The following is an 18,110-nucleotide window of genomic DNA, read 5'->3' as shown; positions in this document are numbered from 1 at the left end:
TATTATCGAATGAACACATTTAGTGCCGGGTCGAGAGCATCTACAAGCCAATTTGGATTAACTAAGTCAAGTTCGGGTAATTGATCGCCGGCGAAATAAGCAAATTCTTCACTCTCGGAGTTTGTAAGTCCATCCTCGATCTTTCCCAGTAACCTTACTTCAAAATACGTTACTACGTAGTGCACCGTGCGTTCTGGATATTTGTATGTAGCATAGGGAGGGTCGGAATAAACACCGATCAGGCGTACAATTTCACTTCGCACACCTGTTTCCTCCAGCACCTCGCGAAGGATTGCTTCTTGAACAGTTTCACCAAATTCGACATGACCTGAAATGATACACCACTTTCCGGTATCTTTTCTTCGTTGCAACAAAATCTCTCCACGTTCATTAAATACGACGGCAGAGACAGCAGGTAAAATTTCTTTTTGCGTCACTTTATTTTGGATAGTGGTGATGGTGCTTGGCTTACCGCGAGCGTCAAGTGAATTTGAACGCCCATCAAGCCATTTTTAAATTTACCTCGTATCAGGGAAATTAACACCTGATGTCGACTTTTTTTATTCAGTTAAAGATACTGGGTGATGATTTCCAGCGGCCAGCGACGGCTGACGATATATTGTGGTGTTCAGCAATGGTATTAACATTTGAGAGTCATGTAATGTAATAATGATTACACTGCAAGTTTAACCTTCCGTGGAATGATAATCTTGTTGTCTTTACTTTTCAATAGCATGTATGTGGATGCTATTTGGTCAACCAGCGCTTCTCTCTTGTTTACCAGTTCCTGTTTTATCTCATACAACTTGTCGATTTCCGGCTGATCAAACTGCGAAGAAAAAATTGCCTTTCTCAAGTGCTCAATCGTCATTTGTTCATCATGCCAAATACCTAGTAGCTCAACAAATTTATTCCAGGGACCGGGGATGACCAAATCAGGATAGGTAGTTTTAGCGATGAAATAAAAAGTCTTTAACCTTGTCCGGATCTCATGAAGATTTTGCTCGCAAAATATTTCCATGTCCATCAAGTTTGCCAACTTTTCAGCTTCCTTTTTCAGGAATCTATTTACATGCTTTACGTCAATAGAATTAAGTATAGGCATCATTCCTTTCTGACCACCTTTAAAGACATCTTTTTTATCGGCCCATTCATCAATCTCTTTGCGTTTTTCGAGTTCCAGGTTTTCGAGTGTCTGGATGTAGATATCATCGTTACCCGGAATATATTTTTCTAACAATGCTCGCTCAATTTGAATGCTTCGTATCTCACCGGCTTTCTCGAAGATCGATTTAAATGGCTTGAAATATTTACGGGCATTAAAGTTTTTTGTCGTGTGAGAGGCTACCAGAAATAGCGCCTTTATTCTTTTTATTTCTATTCTCAAACTGTGAATTTTTTCCGCTGAAAAATCGGATGGAAGGTTTCGCAGTATCTGACGGATTTGCTTTACCCTTTTTTTTAAATCCTTTTTGGCAAACCCCAAACTATTTTTCCTGGAGCGCCCAGTTTGTGCCAGATTATACATTTTTTAGTTTTTGTTGTCTCCAGATTCACCCTATCTCCTCACCAATATTCAAGTTTTGAATTTTATTTGTTACCCGGTATGACGACTGTCAATCAGTAAAATGATTTTTGTTAATCCAGTAATTCTCAACATTGATGGATGATTAATCCAGACAGATAACTAAGAACTCGCCTTGAACAGAACTAAAACGGAAAACGACCATAATAAAAAAAACAGCTATGAACCGGAAACGGTATAGGCGTTTTGATACGATAAATTGATTAATTGTTTATAGAGAAAAGGATAGTATTCATTTGGCTCACCGACGCCGCCAAATCAAAAAGATGATAATTGAAGTCCAAAGAATTAAACTTAACAGCCACGTCTTTTTCTTTAACAGACTGATCTTTTGCCGAATCTTTGCCCCCAATTTGGTACTTCCAGTAACATGTGTGACACCATTAACAAACGTGGCGATTATTTCTTCTTCATCTGCCATGATCTTTTGCTCCCTTAATAAGCAAGCTCCTTTAATAGAAATATTCTGGTTTATTATGACTTTTACAATCGAACAACGATAATTATTTTTCCATTTGACATTTCTGAAAAATCCCTGGCTTCTACCAGTTGGAATCAGGCCTTGTAAGAAATCTTAGTGATCATATTCCTACCGGACCGCTAGATTACCTATGCAAACAAGTTCAAGTTCATCACTGGAAACAGTTTTTTTGGGTCGCTTATTATCAATAACTTTTGGTCATATCGTCAACAATACATAAAATAAAATCAGCTTTTCCATGGTGAGCGCTATCGAGGGTATTGATGGAGGTTTGCTCAGCAACATGAACCGAAACAATTTTCAGATCCGGTTTCAGCTTCAAAAAATAAGTAATAATACCTTGATAATCCTGTGTATGATAAGCACCATTAACATGGAAAAATCTATTTCCTTTCTTTTGGTGCATAGCAATGAAGTGAGCCATCGTTGCATCCTTTAGTGCTTGTGATGCTACAAGGTTCTTCCCTGAACCACTCCCATGTTGTCCCATTTGTTCCATCATGGATTTATAGCTAGTCAAAGAATAATCCACTTGCAGGGGAAGCGGCGTCATCCATTTTTTACTTTCCAGCTGAAGACTATCCAACGACTCGACGCCTTTGCGATAAACCATATTAGCATACCGGCGAGGCACGTTCGTGGCTATAATAGGTATTTTCTTTTGACGTGCAAAATCGACCAACGGCCTGTAATCTGTTTTATAATTATCCCACAATTTTGCTTCGGCAAGCAATTGCTTTTCTTCGATCAGATTATCGATATATTCATCAATGATAATCTGGTCGTCGCTTTCAAACATCTCCATGCCGAGTGTTACCTGATTGTTTAACGCATACAAGTCTTTCAACAACTGAAGTTCAAGCCAGTGCGCAAGCGCATTATCATGTAGCTCTCCAAAGAAGACCACTTCAGCTTTTGACAATGCACTCACCATTTTCTCATAAGATGCAGTTTTACCGTCACCAGTGAAAATTGAATAATTCTCCTTGACCTGAGCAATCGTCGAAAGCGGAAGAATAAAAATGCTTAGAAGAAAAAATCTAATCATGATGATTTTTTTTAAACAGAAAAAAGGTCACCCTGAATCCAGGTGACCTACAAATTTATGCTTTCCTAATTAATGAATAATGGATCTTAGGCCTTCCCCGTTCACCGTTTTGCGTAAGCGCCGTAAATTTTAATTTATAGATATTTCCATCTGCATCTTTTACCAGGTAAAACCTATCTTCTTTTAAAGCTGGACCGCTACCCGGACCTCCCCCTGATCTCCATTTTGATCCAATGTTAACCTGACTTGTACTGAATGTAACATTGGCAAGGTCACTTTCATCAAAGTCATCATACGAGCCTCCATTTGACACTAATATTTCGGCCGTTTCTGTAGCATAACGATTTTGAATAACAACATCATTAAATACATAAGGCACAACCAATCCGGGGCCAGCCGGGGTTGTGTTGGTAAACACCGTAAACGCGATATCCCATTTATCTTTCTTGGGTTCTATCTCAACTGCGCCGCTTTCAAATTTCACAAAGTTAAAAAGGTAATCAGTATCCCTTGTTATTTCAACAGTGGTGAAGCTTGTGGAAGTGATGTCCGCATGCTGTAAGGTATAGTTGTTACCATTCCTTAACACACGCATTTTCTTCCAACCCCGTTGTGTACCATCCGGATTTTTTCCCCTGTTGACGATATAAACTTTATTTTGGACAGCATCCATTGAAATCTCTGCGATAGCAGTTGCTGTCATATCTCCGGATGGAGCATCAATCCAGGCAGCTGCGTTTGAAACCCAGGCCGGAACTGGATCAGCAGTGATCGCAGCAAAGACCGCATCGGTGGAAAGTTGCAAGCTCCAGCCGATGGTATCCGCAGCCGTTACGGCATTGAGATCGGCTTTATCAAGAGCCCGCGCCATCATGGAGGAGGACGAATTCAATAGCACATCGAAATGCCCTTCAGCAGCATAGAACGCCAGGTCCCAATCACCGCGATTAAAGGAAGTTTGACGACTAGCACTAAGATCGATAAACACTTTGTTCGGTTGAAGCTGCCCGCCGACATTCGGATCCATAGAACCCTGTACCGCGAGTATTTCAGAGAAGCTGATGACAAGTGTGGATCGGTGTCCTAACACAAGGCCGGCCCCAACATTGCTCACAACAAAAGAAATGGTTTCATCTCCGTCAAGTAGCACACCTTCTTTTTTGGCGATGTCGAAAGAACCCTGAGACGCTCCCTTTGGGATAGTAACGGTGAGGCTATTATCACTGCTCTCGGGGAGCGTGCTGACTTCCTCGTCATACGTTAGTCCGGTGAATGTTGTAAGAATGGTAATATCGGTATCTTGATTTACTGCTCTTGAAAGAGAAACGTTAACGGTCATCGTGTTTTCATCCGCATCGAACGCCAATGCTTTAGACTCAAACTGAACAACATTATCCGGAAGTGGTGGGTCTTCATCATCACAGGCGGAGAGAACTGCAAAAATGATCATAGCTGAAAGGGTGAGAAACTGTTTAAACGAAGTGTATTTAGTTTTCATATTTTGTTTAGCTTTTGTCTAAGGATTATTTCGTGAGTTGAAAATTTATCGCTATAAAATAGGACCGGCCGTAGCCGATGGGCTTTGTAGTACCTGATCCACTATGCGCCGCTCCCGAGGAAGCAGAAGAGTTCGTGATACGTGTAACGTTGAATACATTTCTTGTCCCGGCCGAAATACTCAAATACTTCGCGAACGATTTCTTCACTGAGATATCGGCCCAGTGAAAACCGGATGTCTCGGATAGTATTACTGTGTTATCTGTTGGATGGATAACATAACTTGGTGTTTTTCCCGTATACTTATAAAATAAGGATGTTTGAAAACTTTTATCGAAATGATAGATCAATGATCCATTCAGTTCTGGCGACCATGTGAATTCAGGGAGATTCCTGTCAGCCTCCGTTAACGCATTATAACGCCCGGTATAGGCAAAACCTACGCTTAATTCGGTCTTACTACTTCTTACCGTATTGTTTAGCGTGATGCCTTGCGATTTGTAGTTGTTGATGTTGATATAAGTCGTTGCACTGTTTCCGGTCTTTACACCGTAGTCGATCATATTATCTACATGATTATAAAAAGTCGACAACGTGCTGGTAAGTTTCAAAACATCCGTCTCCAGTAAGCGAGCATTCCACGATACATTGAAACTGTGCGATAGTTCAGCCTCTAAGTCCGGATTACCCTCAATAGAATGGCTCGCATCATAGAAATTAAAATACAATTCGCGAATGGATGGCGCTCTGAAACCTCTTCCATAGGAGAGCCGGAGATCATGCTTTTCGGAAAACGTTACCTTCGCATTTATCGATGGAACAAAAGGTGGTGCATGATAAACAGAATTTTTGACCACGCGTATTCCTGGCTTTATACTGGCAAAAGAGGACAGCTTTAACTCAGCGGATAGAAAAACAGCATAATCTGAAATTGAATTTTCACCATCCTTTAATCGCGAGCCTCTCCCCTTTTCTGTATTTATATCATAACCAGGTTGAAGGTTGATGCTATTGGAAATTTTATACAGAATTGAACCGCGTAAAGTCATTCCAACAAACTGATCCGTATTTTGCAAAGCACTGTTGGCAATCGTCTCTCTTCCTGTTTCTTTGTCCACGGCAATGCTCTGCGTTCGTCTTTCAAAATCGGTATATCCAAATGCAGTATTTAAATTTAGCTTTTCAGAAACGTTTGCGCTTAGCTGTAACTGATGCATCACTCGCTTGGTAATGTAATTCTGATCGATGGCCTCTAAGCCCTGAAATTGCGCCGGGTTATAGATCTTCTCGTGCAGGTAGTCAGTGCGGTAGTAGGCGTTAAGCTTTTCAGTCCGATACCCCATCACTGCCCCTGTCATCCATTGCGTTTTGGGGTGCCATTCTTTTTCACGGGCAGCAGAATCACCTTGCCACCCCCGAAAATTATTTCGATTCAGATTACCTGAGAAATAAAATGATTTATGCTTATAACCAACACTTATATTTTGATTGTGGATTCCTTTGGAAAAACCATATTCATCACCGGCGCTTTCTTCATGAATCCCTGCGGAGATATTGATCTTGTCGTCGAGCGATTTTTTTGTAATAATATTGATCACACCTGCGAGCGCATCGGCGCCATAAATGACCGCCATAGGTCCTTCTACAATTTCTATGCGTTCAATAGCATTAATATTGATCTGATTAAGATTGATTTCGTTACCGGTTCCCTGACGTCCAACCAGGGGAACACCATCGATCAGCACTTTTACATTTTGTCCGGGCAGACCCATCATGCTAAGGTTTGATCCGCCTAATGCCAGGTCCTGAGAAAACCGGATGTTCAACTCTGTGTTCAATACATCCTGAAGTCTTGTTGCGCCCCGTGACTGCAGCCTTTCCATAGGAATGATGCGAACATTGTAAACCGATTTCTGAACCGATTGCGGCTCGACTTCACCAGTTACAACAAGCTCCTTTAGCTCCACCGTTTTCAGTGAGTCTTGCGCATGGAGCGAATTCATGATCATCAATAGAAATATGCCTGATATGAAAGCTCTCATTTCAGATCCTTGGTAAATCACTTACAAGTTTGCGCCAGGTCTCCAGTTCGCGGATCCCGGGTTTTCGCAATCCAAAAAATTGAACAATCATAGTTCCGCCGCTATCGAATACCTCGATGCCTGTTACAATGCCGTCCGTTGTGGGCTTCTTCACAACCCATGCGGTATGCACATGATCTTCTCGCAGATGCATGTTGAAATCAGGATCCAGGATGTTAAGCCATGCATCCATAACACGAATCGTTTGTACTTTTCCTTGATGGATCTGAAGGTTACCGCTGTTGCCTGCAAAAATCATGATAGGGAGTTTTTCGGTGGAGGCCATTTCAAGAAGAATCCGCAGCGATCCTTTATCAATCTGGTAAGTGAACTGATCCTTTGCGAGGTGGAGTGCATCCAGACGGTTTACATTATATTTCCTTATCATACCAAAGAAGTCATGGGTGTCTTTCATTGCACCCCAATCCTCGAGTAGCGCGGTCTTATTCACTTCATCAATTTTCTTGGTGGGTGCTTGCGAGATCTTTGTCACCTCTACAGACATAAACTGATCGGCGGCCTCGAAATCTTTGACGATGCAGTCAAATGCATCCTGATTACTTCCTGTTTTATTGCCTGTAGGTTGTTGTAGAAAAATTTTGGTGATGGCAGTGCCTGAGGCATCAAAAAATTGCAGGCTTTGCTGCAATCCTTGCGGCGTCTGTTGTCTTACGGCATATCCAAACTTCCAAGCATTGAAAAAGATTCGTGTCTCAATAGGGCCGACAACAGTAGCCATGGCTTGCGGCAGAGAACCCATCACATCAATTTTCTGAAAAGGACCTTTATGCTCCAGGACGCAACTATCATTTCTGGTCAGCGACATCACCCTACCCAGTTCCGGTAGTCGTTGCACCAATTTGGTCCAATCGCCTTCCAGGCGTGTAGTGTAGTCGTTAACAGTCGTGGCGAGTAGTTCAGCTTCACTGCATCCGAGAGCTGCTGCCGCGTCCCTTATGCGGATGCCAGGTTTTGCTTTCTGAATTCCGAGCCAGGCTTGTCTCAGTGTAGATTGTGCTTCTATCGTTGTATTCATAATCTTGCGATGTTTAAGTAGTGATTGCGATTCTATTGAAGGACGCCTGTTCAGCGTCGGGTATTATGAAAGGGCAATTGGTACAAGGGTCGTAGAAGATATTCACCTTACAATAAAATGTTTTCTCAATATTGTTCTTCGTGAATACTTCATGTGCGTGACCCGATTCAATTACTTCCCCGTTTCGCATCATGCAAATCTGATCGGCAAATTGCACAGCAAGATTCAGGTCGTGCACGATGGCCAGGACACCAATATTTCTGGAACATATTTTTTTTATAATACCAAACATGGATTGCTGCTGTGCGATATCCATGCTGGACGTTGGTTCATCCAGTAAAATGTATCGCGGGTACAATGTCTCGCCCCACACCTGTGCAAGCACTCGCGCAAACTGAACACGCTGCTTTTCTCCACCCGATAGCGTTAGATAATTTCTCTCCGCAAACTTGCTAACCCCTGTAATATCCATGACCTCTTCCACTATTATGTGGTTCTCGTCACTGGAAGACCGATGTGCATGGCGTGCAAGGGCAACGACCTGTCGAACTGAAAAAGCAAATTGTAGATTGGAATGTTGTGCCATCACTGCCCTGATTGCCGACAACTCCTTCGTCTTGTAACTTGTTATCCAAGTTCCATTGATGACTACGTTCCCGCAATAGTCCTGTTTTTCGTTGCTAATGATCTTCAAAAGAGAACTTTTTCCAGCGCCATTGGGACCGACGATTGCCACCAGGTGTCCCGGCTGAATGCTTAGGAAAACATTCTTAAGGATGTGCTTTTGTCCGGCACGCAATGATATGTCAATAGCTTCGTACATCACAGATCATGTCTTTGTTTTGCCTTCAGCAACAAGGCAATAAAAAATGGTGAACCGATGAGTGCCGTGACAACGCCTATTGGAAGTTCTGCAGGGCTGACAATAGTTCGTGAAATAACATCGGCTATCAACAGTAGCAACGCGCCGCCTAGAGCGGACGCTGGCAGTACTAACATATTGTCGGGCTGGAATAACGTACGAACAAAATGGGGTACGATCAATCCAATAAATCCAATGATCCCCGCGAGTGAAACACAGACTCCAACCCCTAAAGCTGAAAGTAAAATCATTAGTCGCTTGACCTGCTCAACGTTCACTCCCATGTGATACGCATCTGATTCCCCTAATGCCAGAGCATTTAAGGATTGAGCAAAAAACAATAACGCGAATGTTGACGATAAAAGGACCGGCGCCGCAAGAATGAGTTTATCCCAGTTAGCACCGCCAAGATCGCCTAAGGTCCAGAACATAAATGTACTAAGCTGATTTTCGTCTGCGTAAAATATTGCTAAGCCGATAATTGCACCGGTAAGCGCATTCACCGCTACGCCAATTAAAACCAACACTGCAATATTGGTACGGCCAGTATCCATACTCAACCGCAGAACGAAAAAGGTTGCTACACATCCACCGGCAAATGCCGCGGCGGAAAGAAATGAATAATAAATCCATACTGGAGCCATTGGGAGTAAAGGACCTCCAAAAACAATTGCCAGGACAACGGCTGCAGCTGCTCCACCAGACACGCCTACAAGACTCGGTTCCACCAATGGATTTCGGAACAACCCCTGTAGCGAAGCCCCGCTTATTCCAAGTGCGGAGCCAATCAGTATCGTCATGAGAATTCGGGGCAGGCGAATAGTATTCAGAACCGCTTCATATGTTTCATCGACAACAGCATTTTTTAATAGTCCAATATTTTTTAAAAGGATAATTATTGTCTCAGTCAATGGAATATGAACAGCACCAACAGTAAGTGACAATAACGTAGTGGCTAGCAGTAACAAGGTAATAGCAAATATGACCAGCACATATTTTCTTTTACTATGCGACAATGTTAGCTCCATAATTATTTTGCAACAAGCTCTGGATGGATTTGGAGCACCACTTCCCTAACAGCTTCACCTAAGCGAGGACCGAAATTGGTAAGCTTAAGACTTTCTACAGCGACGATCTGTTTTTTCTTCCCAGCTGTAGTTAACAAAATCCCCGGAAGTTTCGATACGCCCTCTATGCCACCAAGACTTTCTAACCCGCTTGAAACCATGAGCAGGAAGTCTGGGTTTGCTTTGATCAACGCTTCGGTGTTAAGTGGCTTGTAGCCTTCAATATCATTGAAGGCATTTTCAGCACCGGCATATTTCAATATCTCCGCAAAAGTTTCACTTCCAGCCGCGCTAATGGTGGCGGTCCCGCGATTATAAATGCAAAGAACACTTGGAGTTATAGATTTTTTCTGCAGAAGCAACTTAATCTCAGCAAACTCATTTTCGATCCTGTTAATCAGCTTTGTGCCCGCTGTTACTTTGCCTAACGTAGTAGCTATTTGTCGAATCATCTTTTTTGTGTCTTCAACATTTAACTTTCTATCGACGATAATAAGTTTTACTGGCGTGTTGGAGAGCAGATCTAAAACGGATGCCTCCACGTAACCTTTCTCGACAATGACCATGGTTGGTTTAAGGCTCAAAATCCCTTCGGCATTGATGCCACTGCGATACCCTATCGAGGGTAGGTTTTGTATTGCTACAGGGTAAAGACTCGTCTTATCGGAAGCGATGATTTTATCGCAGTCGCCTAATGCACATACTGTTTCTGTAATAGCACTTCCGGCAGTGATGATACGCTCGGGTGATTGCGCGTAACAAAAAGTGATGGATGTGATTATAACTAAAAACTTGATTGAGCTTTTCATATCAGATATTTCTGACACAAAAGTAGCTGGCACCAGCTACGTGCGTCAATCGCCTGTGATAGCCATTTTATATCTACCCTGCGGGAGGTAGTGAGCGCGATGGAAGGGTAGTCGAGACTACCTATCAAAAATTATTTCGCAATTTCCCGAACGTGCAAACAGCAAACGTCCCCGCGTATTACACACGCTCAAGTTTAACGGGATAGGTCTTGTTCGCATTCCATTGGCAGACATAGAGATTTTTATCGTTGTCAACGCAAACATCATGGCAATGATTAAAGATGGGTTTTTCCTGAACGATAAGTTGCAACGCCCCATCCTTATAGACAGGTTTTGTTCCACCAGGGTTGGATATGACAATATCCTTACTGTTTAAAATCGTAACGAAACCAGAGTTTGCCGTCTGGTTGAGATAACGTAGCCGCGACCAGCAGACACCTGCATAAATATTTTCACCATCCATGACGGGCCGGCAAACGTAAGCACCCGGAAGAAAAATAGTGGAAAGATATTTTCCATCCAGCGTAAACCGTTTGAATGCATTGTGTGCTCTCGACGTGCAGAGCAAGGTGATATTTTTTTTATCACGTGTATCGATGCAAACGCCGTGAGCGGTGCTGAAGTTCGCGTCCTCATCTCCAGGTCCACCGAATTTCCTGATCAATTCACCTTTGCTTGAAAACTGAAGAATGTATTGTGACCCATAGCCATCCGCCACATAGATATCACCATTTGGAGCAATTGCCGTCTCGGTCGGTTTGTAAGCTTGCGTACTTTCGTAAGCACCCAACGTTTTTGGATGAGGAAGTTCTAACAAGATCTTTCCATCAAGCGAAGTTTTTACAACGCGTCCTGTTTCAGGATCACAGATGAACAACACTTCTTCACCGCCTTCATCAAACAAAGTAAGCCCGTGGCCGCCCGGGAATTCATGTCCCCAGGTAGTAAGGAGTTTGCCGGATTTGTCATAGATAAGGATGTTGTTCTTCGTTTCGTCAGTGATCATGATGAGTCTTCCTTTTTTATCCATCACCATTTCATGACAATTCTTTACCGGAGTCTTTTCCGGATCTAGATTCCCCCATGCTTTGTGAACCTTATAGCGGAAGTCGCCATGACCGATAACTTCTTGCGCTACTTCCGGCTTGCTTATAATATTAAAGACAGGAAGACTGAATGCAATGCCCGTCAGAGTTGATTTCTTTAGAAATTCCCTTCTTGATTTTAGTATTGACTTTTTCATATGTTTAATGTCTGGTTCGATGAAGCACGTCCGAACTATTATATCGGCTGATGCGGTTTTTTTAAGCCCGTCGTTGAATTGTACGACACGACCATTCCATCATGCGTTCCACTCAAGGTTTTCAATCTAGTAAAAATTAATGGAGGCCGTAGCTACGAGTTCTAAAAATTTAAGTCAGCTTGAAGGGATAGGTTTCGTAGGTAGTTGATCGGAAGCATTTCAGCGAACGATAGTTTATTGCCGCGAATGAAACAGCACACACCTAAAGACGCACATACTGCACAACCCTCTGGATAATCCTAAGGCCCTCCAATCCGAGGCCTACCTAGGAATAATGTGGAGGGGGTATGGAGCGAGTGTGGAGGAAGAGTGCAACCAAAGAAGGCATCATTCAAGACCTTCTCATATAACAAGTTGGCCCTGGCTATCTACCAAAAATACAAAAAAAGGCGCTCACAGAAAGGGTGTCAAAATCACCATAATGTTATCTCAAAATAGAACAGCTAAGCTGCATTGATAAAAATACACATCACATTTAAGAACATTCATGCATAAGGTTGGCGTACGCTCACTATTGCAACTCCGCTTTACCAAAAAGAACAGAAAATTCCTGACACCAAACCAGTACGAATTTATACTCGGCCAGATCAGGCATTTCTGTAAGAACGTATGACTGCTTACCCATAGTAGACTTAAGCGCACCAAGACTTATATATTGTGTTGCATTTGCATCCTTGCTTAAATAAACTTTCAAGTCGGGTCCATTCTGTGAAGAGAAAGGGTCCAGTACCACTACCGTTGTACCAGCATCGTCATAGACCTTTACTGTCCCGTTTACTGTATGGCCAACTCCTATAAGTTCACCCTCACGCAGAAGGGTGGCCATCACTTCGGCAGGATCAAATGAATCATTGATAGGCGCACTAGGTGTGTTGTCCTCTTCTCCACTACACGAAAAAATTGCCAGAATTAATAACAGTGAACATAGTGTCTTCATAGATATAAGTTTAAAGTTTATATGATAAACCTGCGGTAAACATCAGAGACTTGTTTCTAAAACGGTCGTTGGCTTCCGGAAACTGTTGCACCTGCGTATCGGTGGTGTACTCCGTAAAATGAAATTGAATGCCTGCCTTCACTGCCCATTTCTTATTGAACAGGTACCGTCCAAAGAATTCGGAGTTCAAGCTCCCTCTGTCGTTGTCGCTGACGAGCAATGCATTCCATGTTGTCGGACTAGCTGCTTCAATTGCACCCCGGGAGCCATTGATATAATTACCTTTTGTGTTTTTACCAAAGGAAAGCCCGATAGCATCGATATTAAACCGAACCATTAATTTTTCGGAAAAATTGTAACCTAGGGTAATCAGCACATTCAGCGAATTTACTTGCGCGGTTTTGATCAGGAACGTATCAATGTTTGCCGCAATATTTTCCTTAAAGATGACCTGCGGTCCCGTGCTGCCTGAAGTAAGCCTGGCAGGTGCAGTTTCGTAATACTGGTTTTTTCCGAGATAGGATGTTAAACGTCCGCCAACCCCTACAACAATTTTCTTTTTCTTACCCAAGCCTTTGTCAACGTTGAACGAGAGAGCCATGCTGCCTTCTGCATCCCCAACCGCAAAATTAGCATCGATAAATTTTATTGTCCGTGAATAAGTTTGGGCTACGGAAAATGGTGTCGCCAGAAAAACAAAAATTATTAACGCCGCGCCAACAGATATTTGTTCTTTACTCATGCATCGAATTTACGATCACTACGGTCGGCAGAAAGTCGTCTATCCGACAATTAACATCATGTTAGCAGACGCCGGTTTTATTGAATCGCGACATTTTAAACCTCAAATCCGAAGCATCTTATTAAACTAACCCTGCACTCATTTGTTTATTCATAAATTCAGCCTCCATGCAAATGATAGATAGCAAAAGCTTATTTTACACCGCACACCACTTACTGAAGCAAGTTCAACAATTAGGCAATCCGGAAAACTGGATCGTTAGAAAAGAAAATGTACAGTGTATTCATATGAATGAAGAGAAATTTACACTGATGGTCGTTATAAGGCCTGAAAGCGGAACCGAAGGTACTGATCTAAAAAATTTGCAGGGCCTCGACCAGGAATCCCTCGTGAACGCTGCGCATGAATTGACTCGTGCAGAACCTAAACCGACGGGTTATGACTTTTTTAAAAAAGATGTACAATTGTTCACAGATCAGCAGGGAAACAAATTTGTTCTTGGCGTAGCGCTAGGCGTATTTGAAAATCAGTCAGCCATTGAGTTATAATACAGAACACGTTGATTAGCCATACAAGCCGAAATCATATACAACGAGTGGGCAAAATATAGTACACTTCATGACTAGTCTTAAATAAAGCGTGTAACAGACAGACTAAACTCACCTCAAAAAATTGAAATGCTGATTATTCGCTTCACAAAAGCTGTCACCAAATTTTTAAGAGAGAAATTCAACTCTCAAAACGAAAACCTTCCCTTCTATATAACCATTATCATTGCTTTCATCATTTTTATCATTTGTTTAAATGCTTTCATTGAACTAACGGATGAGTTAAGCGAAAATGAACTTGAAGGTTTTGATAGTAGTATTTCAAAATTTATTCATTCATTTCGAAATGATACGTTAACGGCATTTTTTCGGGTCACAACGCATTTTGGCGATCGCCTGGTTTATTTTATTCTGATCATTCTACTTGCCGCTTACTTTTTCATCGGGCATAAAAGCTGGAAATTTATTATACAAACAATGCTAGTTCTCGGGCTCTCAAGTTTAAGCAACATTGTTTTGAAAAAATACTTCAATCGATCCAGGCCTTCGCTGGATCATCTCATCCCTGTTCATACACTCAGCTATCCCAGTGGCCATGCGATGAGCGCTATGGCTTTTTATGGATTTTTGATTTATCTCTCATTGCGTTATGTAAAAGGAAACACTTTGAAAATCACAATGTGTATTTTTCTTTCGGTAATTATTTTAATAATTGGACTTAGCAGAATTTATCTTGGCGTACATTATCCCTCCGATGTTTTGGCAGGATTTATCGGAGGAGGTATCTGGATTGCATTCTGCGCACTGATCTTTAATGTCATCGATCTTTGGATGAATAAGGGGAAAGGCAAGGCTGGTGGTTCCACATTATCGGATTAATCTCATTTCCGATTCATCAATCTCCCAACCTTATTCGGTCGGCTGTGACAAACGTCCGTTCATTCCGGCCTTCTATCGCGGACTACTTCTGACTCACGGTTGATTCGTCTATCAATCATATGGTGCGCGTCTTCTTGTCATTAGCGACCAATGCCCAAAACCCTTCTGCTTAATACTTTGAAAAGAAATTGCTACGGCGTGAGGGAAAGCATGATGAAATTATAAAGGTAATTTGCCTCGAACATCGGTGGGGCAGATGCCGCAACTTCGTACTTCGATAAATGAAGAGTGATTACAGATAAAACTACGCCTATATAAATATTGGGAGCCAAGAACTTATCTCAGCGAATCCCATATGGGACAAATTGGCAAGAGAATTTCCCGATTTTGTAACTCCCCTCTTATTGTAACCTGAGATTGAATTATATGATACTTGCCAGAATGAAATACCGCGTATATTATTACTTCTCTACCTTCATTTGTGCAACTATTTCACACGTCTTTCCCAAACCAAAAATCTCCTAAAACAAAGGAAATAACAACTTTTCTCCTGCCACCTTGAATCTCTGATGTCTATTTTTTCTCTAAATCAATAAAATTAGTACATGCCTCCCGATTGTAATATTATCATCACGGTACATGGTAAAAAAATTGGCGACATTTTTACTTACTATCCAATCTAATGAAGGTGGAACAAAAGCAATGGAACCGCACACACGGCTGGTCCCAAACGGGATATCAACTCAAGGAAAAAGCCGCTGTTGTCCTGGCGTTTGGAAACTGCCAAGTATTGGGTGATCCCCAACGTTATCATGAGTTAAAACAATTTTATCCAGATGCTCACATATTAACTTGCACTACGGCGGGTGAAATTATTGGAGCAAAACTATTGGACAACTCTATCGTCGTCTCGGCAATTCATTTTGATAAAACAACAGTTAAAGCAGCTGCTGTTGATATTGCATATCCAGGCGAGAGTTATCAAAAAGGATACGAGCTTGCTCAAAAATTAAAAAGTGACGGGCTGGCGCATCTCTTTGTCATTTCAGATGGACACATCGTAAATGGAAGCGATCTGGTCAATGGGTTGAACCATGGTTTGCACAAGCAGATACCCATAACGGGTGGCCTGGCAGGCGATGGTATTTTATTTAAAAGAACATTAGTAGGTATAGACACACCCCCCACAGAAGGAAAGATCGCCGCCATTGGATTCTATGGAAAAAATCTGAAGGTCGGTTATGGATCCAAAGGGGGCTGGGATGCGTTTGGTCCCGAGCGCATTGTCACGCGATCGGAAGGAAACGTTCTGTATGACTTAGACAATAAGTCTGCCTTACAGCTTTATAAACAATATCTCGGTCCACTATCCGGCCAACTCCCTTCTTCTGCGCAATTCATGCCAATAGCCTTACGGTTGCAGGGTAGCGATCATATAGCCGTCAGAACAATACTGGCTGTTAATGAGGAAGATCAAAGCATGGTATTTACCGGTGATCTACCAAGAAATTCAAGAGTGAGATTGATGAAGGCAAACCTCGACAGGCTGATTGAGGAGGCGGTATCGGCAGCAGATAATTCGCTTGCTGTGATGGGGAGTTTTCAGGCTGATTTTGCCGTCTTAATTTCCTGTGTAGGCCGAAGACTGGCGCTGACACACAGAACTGAAGAAGAAATTGAAGAAGTAACCCATATGCTAGGCAAAAATACGGCAGTATCGGGTTTCTATTCGTATGGTGAAATTTCCCCGGTGGTTAACTCTACCGCCTGTGAATTACACAACCAAACCATGACTGTTACCGTTTACCGAGAAGATTAAATATGGAAGGTTTTCATAAATTACTCGAAAGGCAATTGCGCAAACACGCACAAGAGCAAATTCTTCAGCCTGAACTTTTGGAATTATTTAAAACCATCAGTGACTCATATCACTATTACGAACGTGACCGGCAATTTCTTGAAAGGGCTATGGAGATAAGTTCTAAAGAACTCCTGGAAACCAATCGAAAGCTAGCAGCCGAACTGAAAAATAAATCCATCGCAGAACAAACCATTCTTGAAAAAAACCAGATCATCCGGTCAATCAATGAAAATTTGCGCGAAGCCGTTTTCAGAACATCTAAAAACAAAGTCATTTATATAAACCAAGCATTCCTGGAATTATTTGGATATGACTCTGAAGAAGAGGTTTTGAAAGAACCCCCAGGAAAATTTTATTTTAGTGCTAAAAGTCATAAACAATTATTGCGTAAGCTGATTAAATACCGGTCTGTAAAAAGCGAAGAGATCTTATTTAAACGAAAGGACGGTACATCGTTTTGGGGCCTCATCAGCACCATGGTATCTTATAACAATGATGGTGATAATTTTTTCGATGGTGCTATCATTGATATCAGTACCCAAAAACAGAACGAAGAAAATCTAAAGAATACTAACTCGAAATTACAAAAAGCAAATTCCGAGCTCGACCGGTTCGTATATAGCGCTTCGCATGATCTAAGAGCACCTTTAAAATCAATGCTTGGATTGCTGAATCTGATCGAAATGGAAAAAGGTTCGGATATCACTTTATATCTTGATCGTATGCGGAATAGTGTTGTGAAACTCGATAATTTCATTACCGATATTATTGACTACTCACTGAATTCCCGTATCGATGCATCGTATGAAGCCATCGATCTGACTGATTTAATTGAAGATTGCTTTCTACACTTTAAATACCTGCCTTTTTCCGATACCATACATAAAAGTGTCGAAATGAAGAGCACCGTACCATTTTACGGTGACAGAAAGCGCCTTCAAATTATATTCAACAACTTGATATCAAATGCGATTAATTACAGAAATCCAGGACAAGAACAGCCGTTCATCAAGGTGGAAGTAGTCACTGAACCGGATATATCTTGTATTGTGATTCAGGACAACGGTATGGGTATTGAAGAACACCACATCGATAAAATTTTTAATATGTTTTATCGGGGAACCACGAATTCTAATGGGTCAGGTTTGGGTTTGTACATTGTAAAGGAAGCATTAGAAAAAATGCACGGAAATATCCATGTTGCCTCAAATAAAAATTTTGGAACGAAGTTTACCATCGAAGTTCCCAATCATTACCATAAAGTGATGGACGAACGTCAGTTGCGTGATTCTGCCTAGTTTATTCACATATAGAAACTAACTACTTAATCATCACTCACTATCATGGCGACCAGCAACCATGATAGTGCCCGAT

16 protein-coding genes are annotated in these 18,110 nt (G+C 41.8%); 4 read left to right on the top strand and 12 right to left on the bottom strand.

The genetic code is table 11. The annotated features are described in order from the left end of the window. Window positions 1–2: 2 nt before the first annotated feature. The 12 genes from P2W71_RS10330 to P2W71_RS10275 all read right to left on the bottom strand — a co-directional run bounded on the left by P2W71_RS10330 (window position 3) and on the right by P2W71_RS10275 (window position 13,448). Complete coding sequence (locus P2W71_RS10330; protein WP_276370513.1) at window positions 3–437, bottom strand: NUDIX domain-containing protein; 435 nt, start codon at window positions 435–437, stop codon at window positions 3–5. Window positions 438–673: 236 nt separating this feature from the next. Next, window positions 674–1,528, bottom strand: a complete 855-nt coding sequence (locus P2W71_RS10325; RefSeq protein ID WP_276370511.1) for a hypothetical protein — start codon at window positions 1,526–1,528, stop codon at window positions 674–676. Between the two features lie 722 nt (window positions 1,529–2,250). After that, complete coding sequence (locus tag P2W71_RS10320) at window positions 2,251–3,114, bottom strand: ChaN family lipoprotein (RefSeq protein WP_276370509.1); 864 nt, start codon at window positions 3,112–3,114, stop codon at window positions 2,251–2,253. A gap of 55 nt (window positions 3,115–3,169) precedes the next feature. Then, on the bottom strand, window positions 3,170–4,612 hold the full coding sequence (locus tag P2W71_RS10315) for an HmuY family protein (RefSeq protein WP_276370507.1): 1,443 nt from the start codon (window positions 4,610–4,612) through the stop codon (window positions 3,170–3,172). Between the two features lie 25 nt (window positions 4,613–4,637). Continuing rightward, window positions 4,638–6,653 (bottom strand): TonB-dependent receptor, encoded by a 2,016-nt coding sequence (locus tag P2W71_RS10310; protein ID WP_276370505.1) that lies wholly within the window; start codon window positions 6,651–6,653, stop codon window positions 4,638–4,640. A 1-nt stretch (window position 6,654) separates the two neighbouring features. Further along, window positions 6,655–7,728, bottom strand: a complete 1,074-nt coding sequence (locus tag P2W71_RS10305) for a ChuX/HutX family heme-like substrate-binding protein (RefSeq protein ID WP_276370503.1) — start codon at window positions 7,726–7,728, stop codon at window positions 6,655–6,657. 13 nt (window positions 7,729–7,741) lie between these two features. Beyond that, window positions 7,742–8,551: a heme ABC transporter ATP-binding protein gene (locus P2W71_RS10300; RefSeq protein WP_276370500.1), complete on the bottom strand. Its 810-nt coding sequence runs from the start codon at window positions 8,549–8,551 to the stop codon at window positions 7,742–7,744. Beyond that, window positions 8,551–9,618, bottom strand: coding sequence for an iron ABC transporter permease (locus tag P2W71_RS10295; RefSeq protein ID WP_276370498.1), 1,068 nt, complete (start codon window positions 9,616–9,618; stop codon window positions 8,551–8,553). The genes P2W71_RS10300 and P2W71_RS10295 overlap by 1 nt, the downstream gene beginning before the upstream one ends. Window positions 9,619–9,620: 2 nt before the next feature. After that, window positions 9,621–10,466, bottom strand: a complete 846-nt coding sequence (locus P2W71_RS10290) for an ABC transporter substrate-binding protein (RefSeq protein WP_276370495.1) — start codon at window positions 10,464–10,466, stop codon at window positions 9,621–9,623. Window positions 10,467–10,644: 178 nt separating this feature from the next. Then, complete coding sequence (locus tag P2W71_RS10285) at window positions 10,645–11,709, bottom strand: 6-bladed beta-propeller (RefSeq protein WP_276370494.1); 1,065 nt, start codon at window positions 11,707–11,709, stop codon at window positions 10,645–10,647. Between the two features lie 571 nt (window positions 11,710–12,280). Next, window positions 12,281–12,706 (bottom strand): DM13 domain-containing protein, encoded by a 426-nt coding sequence (locus P2W71_RS10280; protein WP_276370493.1) that lies wholly within the window; start codon window positions 12,704–12,706, stop codon window positions 12,281–12,283. 10 nt (window positions 12,707–12,716) lie between these two features. Further along, window positions 12,717–13,448, bottom strand: a complete 732-nt coding sequence (locus tag P2W71_RS10275) for a hypothetical protein (RefSeq protein WP_276370492.1) — start codon at window positions 13,446–13,448, stop codon at window positions 12,717–12,719. A gap of 167 nt (window positions 13,449–13,615) precedes the next feature. On the opposite strand from P2W71_RS10275, the gene P2W71_RS10270 reads away from it, so the two are divergent. The 4 genes from P2W71_RS10270 to P2W71_RS10255 all read left to right on the top strand — a co-directional run bounded on the left by P2W71_RS10270 (window position 13,616) and on the right by P2W71_RS10255 (window position 18,034). Continuing rightward, complete coding sequence (locus P2W71_RS10270; RefSeq protein WP_276370491.1) at window positions 13,616–13,996, top strand: hypothetical protein; 381 nt, start codon at window positions 13,616–13,618, stop codon at window positions 13,994–13,996. A 129-nt stretch (window positions 13,997–14,125) separates the two neighbouring features. Next, window positions 14,126–14,875, top strand: coding sequence for a phosphatase PAP2 family protein (locus P2W71_RS10265; RefSeq protein ID WP_276370490.1), 750 nt, complete (start codon window positions 14,126–14,128; stop codon window positions 14,873–14,875). A 682-nt stretch (window positions 14,876–15,557) separates the two neighbouring features. After that, the gene (locus P2W71_RS10260; protein ID WP_276370489.1) at window positions 15,558–16,694 is read left to right on the top strand and encodes an FIST N-terminal domain-containing protein; all 1,137 of its coding nucleotides are present in this window, start codon (window positions 15,558–15,560) and stop codon (window positions 16,692–16,694) included. 2 nt (window positions 16,695–16,696) lie between these two features. After that, window positions 16,697–18,034 carry a PAS domain-containing sensor histidine kinase gene (locus P2W71_RS10255; RefSeq protein ID WP_276370488.1) on the top strand — a complete coding sequence of 446 codons (1,338 nt, stop codon included), beginning with the start codon at window positions 16,697–16,699 and terminating at the stop codon, window positions 18,032–18,034. The last annotated feature ends 76 nt before the right edge of the window (window positions 18,035–18,110 follow it).

Source organism: Chryseolinea sp. H1M3-3, from assembly GCF_029360725.1.
Taxonomy (GTDB): Bacteria; Bacteroidota; Bacteroidia; order Cytophagales; family Cyclobacteriaceae; genus Chryseolinea.
The sequence above is the reverse complement of the archived record's forward strand: the minus strand, read 5'-3'. Positions and strand labels throughout refer to the sequence as shown.